This window comes from Marinicrinis sediminis (genome assembly GCF_042685085.1).
Classification (GTDB): Bacteria; Bacillota; Bacilli; order Paenibacillales; family KCTC-33676; genus Marinicrinis; species Marinicrinis sediminis.
The window spans coordinates 57,023-69,821 of record NZ_JBHUMM010000005.1 but is presented as its reverse complement, the minus strand read 5'-3'; the positions used below and the strand labels follow the sequence as shown (position 1 = coordinate 69,821).

Genomic DNA, 12,799 nt, shown 5'->3' with positions numbered 1-12,799 from the left:
ACATCCCAATTAGGATGTTACAATTGAAAAAGTTAAGCTGCTTGTCGATTCATCTGACGATTTAGACGATCACAAGCTAATTTTGTACTGTTGTAAACCAATACCGCCAAGTTTAGGTGAGTCCTCGCTTTCTCTCCTGAGCGGTGCCGCACAATATTGAGTTGAAAATACTCTTTTAAGTAGGCATTCACTCGCTCCACTGCAGTTCGCTTCTTGAATATCTCTTTCCAAGACTTTGTCCCACGGGCTGGAGCGGTGCACTTGCGAAGATCTGTAGTTATTTTCATTTTGTAGTCCTTCTGGCAAAGTGAATCATGGGCTAACGGACAGCTCTCGCACACAAGTAGGAGCAAAGTGCTCATCAAATCCTACCATTTCCGGTTCTCGTCGACGATTGTAGGCGGTGATGGCATGGGCTTTTGCTATGCGAACTTGTTGATAGATCGGTTCAAAATCATATCCTGCATCCATGGTTGCATATTTAAAGATGTAGCTTGGATGTAAGGATTTCACCCCTTTTAGGAGTGGAATGGCCGCCTTCCCGTCATTTAAACTTCCTGATGAGAGTAAGGCACCTAAGATATATTGACTCTGTGTACCCACAAGAAGATGGGCCTTATAGCCATACCAAAATACGTTTTTGCCTTCACTGCTTTTCTTCACGCCCCACCGGGGCTCTACTGGCATCTGGTCACGTAAGACAGAGTAAGTTTCGACCAATTGAGCAGCAATTTCTTTCTCATAAAGCGGCTATTGTTCTTCTTCTAACTGCTTTTGTTTTAGTGAGGCGTCTCGTTCTTCTTTGGACTTACGACCGCGTTTGTTCGGCTCCGGCTTCTCTTTTTCTTCCTTGGCTGGAGCTTGGTCCCGAGCCTCAACATGAGTGGTATCAATAGCTACTGTGTCATCAGACACAAACTTTTCGATCATCGCCTGCTCCAGCAGCTTTGCTTGGATTTCCTCTAAGGCACGGCTCTGGCTGATCTTTTGAATCAGGCGAGAATACGTAGCCTCCGATGGAATCGATTCTGAAAGCATGAAGCCACAATCCATCCGAAACTGAATATCTTCCTGAAGTCGTTTCACTAAGTTTTTAATGGTAGGGATTCGCTCTACAATTCTGGCTATAAGCGAGTAGACCACAGCTGTGTAATTCACCTCAACTGGAGCACCATGGCGAGATCATTTTCCTGACCAAGGACAGAATTGGAGTAATATCTATGGTTGCAAAGATGGCTTCAAAACGATGACGTTGTTCCATTTCATATAATGCTTGCAAGGAGAACAGACTCTCGTGTCGAATATATGACATAGGGAGTTCACCTCATCTCAATTGGTTGGTTTAGTCGCTTAACCTATTCGAGATTTGGGGAGGTACTCCTTTTTCTATGCTCTAAAAACCTGATTGCATCAAGGGTTGGGATTTATGAAATTGATTCGTAATATCTATGGTTTCGAAAATGGAGGCAAAACGATGACGTTGTTCCATTTGATATAAGTCTTGCAGGGTAAATAGGCTCTAGGGTCGAATATATGGCAAATGGAGTTCATCTCGTCTCTTGGTATTATTTGGTCGCTTATCTATTCGAGATTTAGGAAGGTACTCCTTTTTCTATGCTCAAAAAACTTGATTATATCAAGGGTTTAGATTTATGAAATTGATTCAAAATAATTGATTTTAAAAAAAAGATACAGAACTTAAGTTGAAGCTTAATAAAGAAATCATTGGAGTAAGATGATAGCGACTTATGAAATTACGTTTATATTTTTATTGATAGATCAGTAATAGAGCAAATACCGTTTTTGTAATCTTCAGCATACGATGGAAGGAATGGGAATATTGAGAATAAAAAAAATGATAATTGCTTTTAGTTTCATATTATTGATTATATTTGTTTTGATATTTGTTCAACTAGGAAAACGCGATGTTTCAATTGTGATCGATCAGACGATTGTAACATTAGATAAATATTCACCTGATCCTACATTATACTATAAAATAACATTGAAGAACTACTATAACAACTCTGGTCTGTACACAATTAAAATATTACTAAAGGGATTTGAGAACGAAACCGTTCAAACTGAATTCATAATAGCGGAAAACATGACTTTCGATAATATACGTAATTATTCATTTAATGGTCGTATAAACTTAGCATCTTATGATATTGTAAAAAAAGAGGAGTTGAAAAATAAAATTCGTGTAAATATTATGAATGGTAGAAATATAATAGATTCAATTGAGTTTTAAATAGTAATCGCATATAGTAAATCATTGGAAGTCGATGAGAGAATAGAATTTTGGATATGATCCCAAAATGATTCTAATTTATCCTTTTCATACTCCTCTGAGAGCTACGCCAGATAGGGCTTCCAAGCATAATACCAGAAGTTTATCCCCTTTTTATAACTGCTGTTAATAGCCGGAGTAGTTTTTATCCCGTCTTATAAATAATAAACCGCTTGCTCGTTGTTCTCATATAGATTCGAGATATATGATCTTGCCTCAAAATAATAGAAAGGTAGAAGGCCTCATTTATCATCATTAGACTATCATATTTATGCTGCATCTTCGATCTTGCATGGTGGCACATAGTTAATAGATGAATGTGTCCTTACACGATTATAAAATAATTCAATATATTCAAAGATCGCTTTTTTAGCTTCTGCGCGAGTTTGAACTTGTCATCGTTGAGCCATTCACTTTCAATCTAAACCTGTCTATCATTTTTAAAGTCTGACTTCCTTTGTAGTAACTTCTCCTAACTGTTTTCGTTTGTTAAAGTCCGTAGGAGCGAGGTACCCAATGCTGGAGTGGATGCGTTTTGTATTCTAAAACTGCATGAAAGTTGTGACAGCCTAGTAGGCTTCCACATCGCTTTGAAACTCATGGCGAGACAAGCATTCGTCTTCCAAAATGCGATGAAAGGCTTCAATGTGCGCATTCATATTTGGTGTACGCGGTGGAATCCGTTCATGCTCCATATCTAGCTCTTCACACGCATTGGCAAACGCTTTGGATGTAAACTGGGTGCCATTATCGGATCGAATCACGGGTTTCTCTGTATGGGCATACTGTTGTCGCTTGAAGAGGTTATCCGGAAAAGTGGATATTCATTGAAGATACTATCACTCCATAATAAATTCGAAATCGAATTGGCTATATTTAACGTCCAGAAGTACCTAGATCAGAAAAGAAAATTCGTAATAACCCAGAGAATTTCATAGTTAGCTGGCTAATATTTTTCTTGAAAAATCAGAATTTTAAAGATATTATATGGAAAAATATTATATTCAAGAAAGTTAGTTCCGCCTAGAAGGAGTTTGTCATGGAAAAAGTGCTGCATATCACGAAACGAATCTTCGGAGTGAAAGAAAATTTTGATTTTGATGATTGGATAGCTATTTCTATATTTAGCACGTTACACATCATGCTATTGGTTCATTTGATCATCTATTTTAATATTAAGCTATATGTATATGGTTTTTTAGGTTCGCTCGCGTATTTAATTGTAGTGAACATAAAAAATAGATTGAGATATCGATAAACGATGAAATCATTGAAACGGGGATCATTCCGTTTATTCATATTGTTGTAATTCTCAGGAATGTAACGGCTTAGAATAGCAGGTACGAACGTGGGTGGCATATCGAAAACTTAAGCGGTTGGCTAGTGGTTGTTCAAGAAGTAGAAGCCATAAAGGCCGCAAGATTAGAATGGCATACAAATAGGTTTTCTAATAGTTTTGTCTTCGTTTATTGGAGCTTTGATGCAAAAGGGGATGTATGTATTCGATTTGAATACATACCAGATATCCAATGGATATAAACGGATAAATATGAACTCCGTTTTCAGTTACAAAATAGAAGGAAGGATCGCCCATTTTTCTGCGATCCTTCCTTTGGACGATCTGACATAATCATCGAAGCATAGCAATAGTGGGAGAGTATGGCCTAATCTACTGGACGGATTGGAGCGTGGACAGTTTGGGAGTTAACTTCACAGCAATGTTCGGCTATTCTGAGAAAACTTTTGAGGATATGTATGAACTTCACGAAAGGTTAAGGGAACAATTTCCGATCCATCTGTTTGTAAATAAAGACCACAACGAAGAGGATTGGAATTGGGTAGGCAGTCTTCAAGATCTTAAACATGACTATATGTTTGACAGTGCTTTAACATTGGATGGACCCTATGGGCTAAAGATAGTGGTGGGCAAACACTTATGCGAATTATGGCATGTGAGTAGATGGCATCATTTTCAATTTGAATTAGAGACACGTATATTTTTGAGAAGAGTATGCTTGCATCTTTCTGATTTTTTTGGAACACCACTGTACATTCCGGAAATTCATGATTGTGTTGGCTATCTATTCGATGGTTGCACGATGGAACAATTAAAAAGCGATCTGTTTGACAAGTTTGGCCCTGCACAACACGTAAATCTGATTGAACAAACCAGTCTCCATGACTATAATCATTATTTCTATGATGATTTCAAAGATGTCGCTTATTTCACAGCAGATTCCTGTTAAGATACACACTTTCAAGATTCCAACTCATATCCAGTTCTTACCTTCACTGAAAAATCCTTTCGCCCTGTGTGGAAGGGTTTTTTCATATGATACAATGAAGAGTAGACATCATTTCTGAATTTATAAGTTTTATGATTTCAAGCATACAGGGTGGAGCTGAGAAGAGCCTATCACCGAGGAGGGGGAATACATGGATAAGCATGTAGAGAAAATTCAACTGAAGCAGCCGCCACTGCGGGATTCCCTGTCACCAGCTGAGAGGGAGAAAGTACAGGAGCACATTCGCAACAAGCTGGCCTTGCTGCCTGAACAGCCCGGGTGCTATCTCATGAAGAACGAACAAGGCACCGTTATCTATGTCGGTAAAGCGAAAGTACTGCGCAATCGCGTGCGTTCGTATTTTTCCGGCAGTCATAATGCGAAAACCCAGCGTCTCGTCAGTGAAATCCGAGACTTTGAATATATTGTCACCTCCAGCGATATGGAGGCACTCATTCTGGAATGCAACCTCATCAAGCAGTACTATCCGCGCTACAACGTACTGCTGAAGGATGACAAGTCATTCCCGTATATCAAGATTACGGGAGAGGTGCATCCGCGCCTCGAGGTGACCCGCCGTGTCGTGAAGGATCGCGGCAAATACTTCGGCCCTTATCCGAACGCCTATGCGGCCCAGCAAACGAAGAAGCTGCTGGATCGGCTCTATCCTTTTCGTAAATGTACCAATATGCCGGATAAAGTGTGCCTGTACTACCACATGGGTCAATGCATTGCCCCGTGCGAGTTTGAGGTGGACCAGGCCGAATATGACCGGATGGTGCAGGAGATCAGCAGATTTCTCAATGGCGGACATGAGGACATCAAGCAAGACCTGACCGAGAAAATGCTGGCTGCCTCCGAGCAGCTCAATTTTGAGCGAGCCAAGGAACTGCGTGACCAGATTGTCCATATTGATGCTGTCATGGAAAAGCAGAAGATCACGACCGCCGATACGATGGATCGCGACGTACTGGGCTATGCCGTCCTGAATGGCTGGATGTGTGTGCAGATTTTGTATATGCGAAATGGAAAAATGATGGAGCGCAGAGCCACGACCTTCCCCTATTATGGGGATGAATACGATGATTTTATGAGCTTTGTCAGCCAGTATTACAGTGAGAATCCCGCCTTGCCAAAGGAAGTGCTGCTGGCTGATCACGAGCAGCGCGAGGACATTGCCGCCATGCTGGAGCAGTGGTTGCAGGTGAAGGTGCATTTTCCGCAGCGCGGTCTGAAGAAGCGCATGATTGATATGGCCAATGAAAATGCCAAGGTCGCCCTTAATGAGAAATTTCGACTCATTGAACGAGACGAAGAGCGCACCGTTCGCGCTGCTCATGAACTGGGCGAATATTTGCAAATGCCGCCGATCCACCGCATTGAAGCCTTTGATAATTCCAACATTCAAGGAACTGATCCCGTTTCAGCGATGGTCGTTTTCCTGGATGGCAAACCGGCCAAGAAGGAATATCGGAAATACAAGATTCGCTCGGTGCAGGGGCCGGATGATTACGAGACCATGCGCGAAGTCATTCGCCGCCGCTATGAGCGCGTGCTGAAGGAAGGGCTGCCATTGCCGGATCTGCTGGTGGTAGATGGTGGAAAAGGACAGATTTCTTCCGCCATCGATGTATTGGAGAATGAGCTTGGCCTGGATATCCCGGTATGCGGACTGGTGAAGGATGACAAGCACAAGACCGCCCAGCTCATGATTGGAGAGCCGCCAGAGATCGTACCCATGCCGCGTGACAGCCAAGCCTTCTATCTGTTGCAGCGTATCCAGGAAGAAGTGCATCGCTTCGCCATAACCTTCCACCGTCAAGCGAGAGGAAAATCGATGGTGCAATCCCAGCTGGATGAGATTCCGGGCATCGGGGAGAAGAGACGCAAGGCACTGCTCAAGCATTTCGGCTCACTCAAAAAAATCCGAGAGGCCAAAGTCGAAGACTTCAAGCCGCTCGGAATCGGGGAAAAGCTGGTGGAGTCGATCCTCCAGCATTTGCGTGACGAGGCGCCAACGGAACCGCAAAACGTTCGGACTACAGACGGGCAGGTCGGGTCCAGTCCGTTGTAGCGTCCTCCTGTCTGCCTTTGATGATGCGATGAAGCAGCACAATCAGGAATGCGATCAGGGCAGGCGACAAGATGTAGAAGAAGGCCATCCAGCCATTGGCATCGCCTCCGATAAAGGTTAGCGAGAGCCCCATCAGGAAGCAGTCCAGTGCTGCGTGGGCAAACACCGCGCAGATAAAACCGTAGCGCAGGAATATGAACGTAAAGACAAATCCGATGATAAACACCTCGACCAGACGTGTATAGGGCGGAAAAAACGGATACGAGATGTGCCCGAGCGCCCAGATAAAATTGGTGAAAATGATTGCGATCCAGCGAAAACGAAACAGTTTTTGAAACAGGGAGATGCCGAACAGTCGGTATGTCCCTTCTTCCATAATGGCCGCTACCCAGGCGCCTAACGGAAACAGCAGCGGGTAATAATAGTTCTCGGAATAAAACTGCGGATCATCAAAGGTCCAGATATGGAACTGCTTTTCGGCGATGAAGAAAATAATCTGCTGCACCCCGAGAATAATCATCGCATACAGATAGCCCCGGCCCATGGCGGACAGCACATGGCCCCGATATCCGGCATCACGCCACCTTGGCCAGTAAGATTTGCCGAGAGTGCGGAACATACTGTCTCCCGCTACCAGTGATAAATAGAGCGATATGGCTAATATGGCATAGATGACGCCATTCACGACGGCCAGAAAAAGTGCCTCTGCGTCTCGGTCCGGCTGTTCGGGGTACAAAGCCTCCAGCATTGGCAAGGAATTGAAGCTTTCGAACAACAGCAGCGCCAACACCGCGATCGAGAGGAGAATACCGCGGCTGAAGGAAGCCGTCTTGCGATATAGAATCACAGTAACAATTGCGGCGATGGTCATAAAGAGCGACAGCAGCAAGCTGATGATGGACAGCTGATCACGCTGGCTCATTTCATTCTGAAACCAGTCTGTAAAGCTCTGTGGCGGGGCAAAATAGGCATGAAAAGCGGATACGTTACCTCCAAGCAATTCCACCTCAATCGTCAGCCGGGCATCCTCAAGAGATTGTGCCATAGAGGTGAAGCGAATGAGGCCATCTTCCAGCGCAGTGGATTGAAAATCCTGCGGGTCATAGCCTTGTGTTTGCAGCGCAGAAGCAGCACGATCCAGTCTCTCTGTATCGCTCATGGCAGGTGTGTCCTCGGGATAGCCGACCTGATTCCAGCCGAGAATGCTCTCTTCCGTATAATGGACGAGTATGTACGTAGCCTGATTCGCGCGCGCAGGGTCTTTCCATTCTACCTCGTAATAGGAAATGGGATATTTCTCTCCATACTGATCCTGATAATCTGAAGCCAGCTTGTATTTGTTCAAGTAGGCAGACAGATTCGTATGGGCCTGCAAGACAGAAGATCCTTCCCATTGCGCAGGGTTTTGCCCGAATTGCTCGGATATAAACGTTTTTGCGGTATCAATTGCCTGTTGTGCAGTGAGCGGAGTTTTGATATCTTCCTCTGAGGGGACTTCCTCCAGATTACTCATATTGCCGAGTATCATACTGGTGAAAAACAGGCATACAGCAGCCGCAACTTCAAGCCAAATCAAATTTCGTTTGTTCTGCATATCAGGTCTCCTCGAAATAAAAAATAAATGACAATAAATCTGAACTTCTTCATCATACTCATTTTGACCGCAACATGCATCCCTCCGTTACAGAAGGGGATGTTCGCTGCGAGGATGCGCGTGTGAATGGGGACTATGTTCATTTTATGCAATAAACCGGAGGGATTTACTATGAAATATTCCCAATTCGCCGTGATCGGTCTCGGTCGCTTCGGCTCCAATCTGGCCAACGAGCTGGTGGAAGCCGGCTATGAGGTGATGGGCATCGATAAAAACCCGGACAAGGTCGACGATCTCAGTGATCACTTGACCTTTACAGTGGCCGCCGATACGACCGATGACGAAGTGTTGAAAGAACTCGGTGTCCGCAATTTTGATTGTGTGATCGTAGCGATTGGCAATGACATTCAGGCCAGCATTATGACCGCTATCCTGCTCAAGGACCTCGGAGTGAAGACCGTAGTCGCCAAGGCGCTTGGAGAACTGCACGGGCGCGTCCTGGAAAAGATCGGCGTCGATCGCGTGATTTATCCGGAGAAGGATATGGCTGTGCGTGTTGCGCATCAACTCGTTCAACCGAACATTCTGGATTTTATCGAATTATCCAAGAACTATACCATAGCCGAATTGTCCGCTCCTTCCAGAATTAGCGGGAAGACACTCGGGGAACTCGACACACGTGCCAAATTCGGTTGCAGTGTCGTGGCCCTGCACAAGAAAGACGATATCATTGTAGCGCCTAGTGCCAACGATGTCGTGGAAGAAGCAGACATCATGGTGTTGATCGGGACGATCCAGCAAATCGAAAAGCTGGAAGAAGCCTGTACGAAGTAATTTTCAATAAGATTCCATTCTCTGTACGGCTCGAGTTCGCCCCTAATTCGGGTCGATCAGGGAATGCATAAGAGGCTGACCGGGCGCATCCTGTTTCATCAGATGAAAGAAACGTACAGCAGATTGCAGCCTGGACTCTACCTCGGGATGAAACACCGTGTCCTTGCGATAGATGAGCGAAGTCGTACGGGTCATCTCCTTTAGCTCAGCCACCTCGACCTGTACCAGTCCGTTGTCCTTGAGAGTAGCGGGTCTCAGATAGGATTGAGGCAGCAGGCTGGCATAGCCATTCAGGGCGATCAGTCTAATGATCGCTTCGAAGGAATCAATCTCCATCTTGATAAGAGGACGCACCTGGTGCTTGAGCAGTAACTCATCCGTCAGCACCCGGTACCAGCTTCCCTTGGCAAACAGGATCATCGACAGGTCATGCAGAGTTTGAATCGAAACGGACAGTTCTCGGCCGAGCGCATGTTTTTTTGGCAATACTAGGGCAAGGTGATCCTCAAATAACGGAATGCAGACTAGCTCATCCTCTTGAATACGAGAGGCGACGATTCCAAAATCCACCTGCTGTTCCTTGACCATATGAATCACTTCATGCGTCTTTCCGGTCAATGCCTTCAGATCATAGCGCGCACTGTCTTCTGTAAAATAGCGAATGAGATCGGGCAGCGTAGACGGAAGGGTCGTCAGACTGGCCCCGACATACAACTCTTTGTGAATATGGGGCTGATAGGTCGTGATGCTCTGCAAGAACTGCTTTTCCAGTCTGGACAGCTCTTGGGCATAGGAATAAGTGAGTTTGCCGACCTCCGTAATTTTTAAACGCTTCCCCGCTCGTTCAAACAAGGTGACCCCCAGCATTTCTTCGAGCTTGGCGATTTTACGTGACAAGGCGGGCTGTGACAGGTTTAGCGACTTGGAGGCCTGATTCAGACTGCCTGCATCGACAACCGCCATGAAATAGGGCAACAGCTCCAGTTGCAGCATCGTTTCTCTCCTTATGCGTAATGGTTATAACATATTATAATATAATTGCACTTCCTTTATAAGCAAAAACACGGTAAGATGAATTTGTCACATCTCTGTGTGGAATTCGTGACAATTTGTTGACGCTTTCTGTATGGAGGCGTACAATGGGAAGGGTTTGCGGGCATGATGAGAGTAAACCGCGTTATTTTTTGTGTGTAATGGCGAAAGCCTTTTCATTTTTGATATGATCATTGGAGAAGAAGATGAAAGTTGGGGGGAAACATAATGAAGAAATTGAACTCATTTTATTCCCGAAAGCTTCATTCATTGCTCGGTGTCATTCCACTCGGGTTTTTCTTGGTGGAACATATGCTGACCAACTATGAAGCATTCAGTGGAGGGAAAGAAGCCTTTATTGAGCAGGTACTGTGGCTCAACAGTTTGCCGCTTGTGCTGATTCTGGAGATCGTGGGGATTTGGCTGCCCCTGCTTTATCATGGGGTCTACGGGCTGTACATTGCCTATCAGGCACGCAACAACGTAACCCAGCACAGCTATGCACGCAATATCATGTTTATGTTGCAGCGGGTGACGGGCGTGATGACCCTGGTGTTTGTCGTATGGCATTTCTACGATACTCGCTTTCAGGTGGCCCTTGGCAATATCGGGCATGAAGACCTGGCAGCCAGAATGCATGAGCTGGTAACCAATCCGCTGTATTTCGTGCTGTACTGCATCGGGATCGTTGCGGCGGTATTCCATTTCTCCAACGGTATGTGGTCATTCCTCGTCAGTTGGGGCATTACAGTAGGACCTCGGGCACAGCGTGTGTCTTCGTATATTTGGATGGGCGTATTCGTCATTTTGTCTACCCTGTTCATTCTGGCATTGACCTCATTCACCAATGAAGAGTTTGCAGTGGCGATGAGCATGAGTCAATCCATTTCATCATAATCGGGTTAAAGGGGAGTGAACCAAAATGGCAAAATCTAAAGTTATCGTCGTCGGCGGTGGACTGGCCGGCTTGATGGCTGCAGTGAAAGCAGCGGAAGCAGGCGTTCATGTCGATTTATTTTCGGTCGTACCCGTCAAGCGTTCCCATTCCGTCTGTGCCCAGGGCGGAATTAACGGTGCGGTCAATACAAAGGGCGAAGGAGATTCTCCGTGGGAGCATTTTGATGACACGGTATACGGGGGCGACTTTCTTGCGAATCAACCTCCCGTCAAAGCCATGTGTGAAGCGGCACCGGGCATTATTCACTTAATGGATCGCATGGGGGTTATGTTCAACCGGACACCGGAAGGATTGTTGGATTTCCGCCGGTTCGGAGGCACGAAGCATCATCGTACTGCTTTTGCAGGAGCCACGACGGGACAGCAATTGCTGTATGCGCTTGACGAACAAGTCAGACGCTGGGAAGTGGCCGGCCTGGTTACCAAGTATGAACACTGGGAGTTCCTGTCTGCTGTCGTGGATGACGATGGTATCTGCCGCGGTATTACGGCCCAGGATCTTCGTGGCATGGAAGTGAAATCATTTGCGGCAGATGCGGTGATCTTGGCTACCGGAGGGCCGGGGATTATCTTCGGAAAATCCACCAACTCTGTCATTAACACAGGAACGGCGGCCAGCGCGGTATATCAACAAGGTGTGTACTATGCGAACGGGGAATTTATTCAGATACATCCGACTGCGATCCCGGGCGATGACAAGCTGCGCCTGATGTCCGAGTCTGCGCGGGGCGAAGGCGGCCGGGTATGGACGTACAAGGATGGCAAGCCGTGGTACTTCCTGGAGGAAAAATATCCGGCATACGGAAATCTCGTGCCTCGTGACATTGCCACTCGTGAAATCTTCGACGTCTGTGTCAATCAGAAGCTCGGAGTCAATGGAGAGAACATGGTCTACCTCGACCTGTCCCATAAAGATCCGAAGGAGCTGGATGTGAAGCTTGGCGGGATTATTGAGATTTATGAGAAATTCATGGGCGATGACCCGCGCAAGATTCCGATGAAAATCTTCCCTGCCGTTCATTACTCCATGGGAGGACTGTGGGTCGATTACAATCAGATGACCAATATCCCGGGCTTGTTCGCAGCGGGAGAAGTGGATTACCAGTATCATGGCGGAAATCGTCTCGGCGCCAATTCCCTGCTCTCTTCCATCTATGGCGGTATGGTAGCCGGTCCGAAAGCCGTGGAATATATTAAAGGCCTGGAGAAAACAGTGGAAGACATCCCGTCTTCCGTGCTGGAACGGGAAGCGAAGAAGCAAACTCAGCAGTATGAAGGCATTCTCGCTATGAACGGCACGGAAAATGCGTATGTCCTTCATAAGGAACTGGGTGAATGGATGACCAATAACGTCACCGTCGTTCGCTACAATAAGAATCTGCAACAAACGGATGAGAAAATCCAGGAATTGATGCAGCGCTATAAAAACATCAACATCAACGATACACAAGGGTGGAGCAACCAGGGAGCTTCCTTTACACGTCAGCTGTGGAATATGCTTGAGCTGGCGAGAGTGGTTACGCTTGGCGCACTCAAACGGGATGAGAGCCGTGGTGCACACTATAAACCAGAATTCCCGGAGCGGGATGATGAGAAATTCCTGAAGACTACCAAAGCCAAGCACACGGCAAACGGTCCTGAAATCTCTTATGAAGAAGTGGATGTCTCGCTCATTGAGCCGCGCAAGCGTGACTATACCACAGATAAGCAGAAGAAAGGGGGCAAATAAT

General features: G+C 45.8%; 8 protein-coding genes and 2 pseudogenes. 5 read left to right on the top strand and 5 right to left on the bottom strand.

All coding sequences use genetic code 11. From position 1 onward, the window contains the following. Positions 1-32: 32 nt before the first annotated feature. From ACFSUC_RS03360 to ACFSUC_RS03350, 3 genes and pseudogenes are all read right to left on the bottom strand, one after another. A pseudogene (locus ACFSUC_RS03360) lies at positions 33-1,312 on the bottom strand (transposase). 1,250 nt (positions 1,313-2,562) lie between these two features. After that, positions 2,563-2,682 (bottom strand): annotated as a pseudogene (locus tag ACFSUC_RS03355) (IS3 family transposase); the annotation flags it as partial. 180 nt (positions 2,683-2,862) lie between these two features. Beyond that, complete coding sequence (locus ACFSUC_RS03350; RefSeq protein ID WP_379928061.1) at positions 2,863-3,057, bottom strand: integrase core domain-containing protein; 195 nt, start codon at positions 3,055-3,057, stop codon at positions 2,863-2,865. Between the two features lie 924 nt (positions 3,058-3,981). Between ACFSUC_RS03350 and ACFSUC_RS03345 the strand changes: the two genes are divergently transcribed. Next, a complete protein-coding gene (locus ACFSUC_RS03345; protein ID WP_379928060.1) occupies positions 3,982-4,539 on the top strand; it encodes a hypothetical protein in 558 nt (185 codons plus the stop codon). A 190-nt stretch (positions 4,540-4,729) separates the two neighbouring features. Then, a complete protein-coding gene (gene uvrC / locus ACFSUC_RS03340) occupies positions 4,730-6,652 on the top strand; it encodes an excinuclease ABC subunit UvrC (RefSeq protein ID WP_379928059.1) in 1,923 nt (640 codons plus the stop codon). Here uvrC and ACFSUC_RS03335 read toward each other — a convergent pair. Further along, the gene (locus ACFSUC_RS03335; RefSeq protein ID WP_379928058.1) at positions 6,618-8,246 is read right to left on the bottom strand and encodes a CPBP family intramembrane glutamic endopeptidase; all 1,629 of its coding nucleotides are present in this window, start codon (positions 8,244-8,246) and stop codon (positions 6,618-6,620) included. The genes uvrC and ACFSUC_RS03335 overlap by 35 nt on opposite strands. Before the next feature lie 171 nt (positions 8,247-8,417). On the opposite strand from ACFSUC_RS03335, the gene ACFSUC_RS03330 reads away from it, so the two are divergent. Then, positions 8,418-9,080: a potassium channel family protein gene (locus tag ACFSUC_RS03330; RefSeq protein ID WP_379928056.1), complete on the top strand. Its 663-nt coding sequence runs from the start codon at positions 8,418-8,420 to the stop codon at positions 9,078-9,080. Positions 9,081-9,122: 42 nt separating this feature from the next. Here ACFSUC_RS03330 and ACFSUC_RS03325 read toward each other — a convergent pair whose 3' ends face one another. Next, complete coding sequence (locus ACFSUC_RS03325; RefSeq protein WP_379928054.1) at positions 9,123-10,073, bottom strand: LysR family transcriptional regulator; 951 nt, start codon at positions 10,071-10,073, stop codon at positions 9,123-9,125. Positions 10,074-10,340: 267 nt separating this feature from the next. Here ACFSUC_RS03325 and ACFSUC_RS03320 point away from each other — a divergent pair, with 267 nt between their 5' ends. Both ACFSUC_RS03320 and sdhA read left to right on the top strand, forming a co-directional pair. Beyond that, entirely contained in the window at positions 10,341-11,009 is a 669-nt protein-coding gene (locus ACFSUC_RS03320) for a succinate dehydrogenase cytochrome b558 subunit (protein WP_379928052.1), read from the top strand. Positions 11,010-11,034: 25 nt separating this feature from the next. After that, positions 11,035-12,798: a succinate dehydrogenase flavoprotein subunit gene (gene sdhA, locus ACFSUC_RS03315; RefSeq protein WP_379928051.1), complete on the top strand. Its 1,764-nt coding sequence runs from the start codon at positions 11,035-11,037 to the stop codon at positions 12,796-12,798. Position 12,799 lies beyond the last annotated feature (1 nt).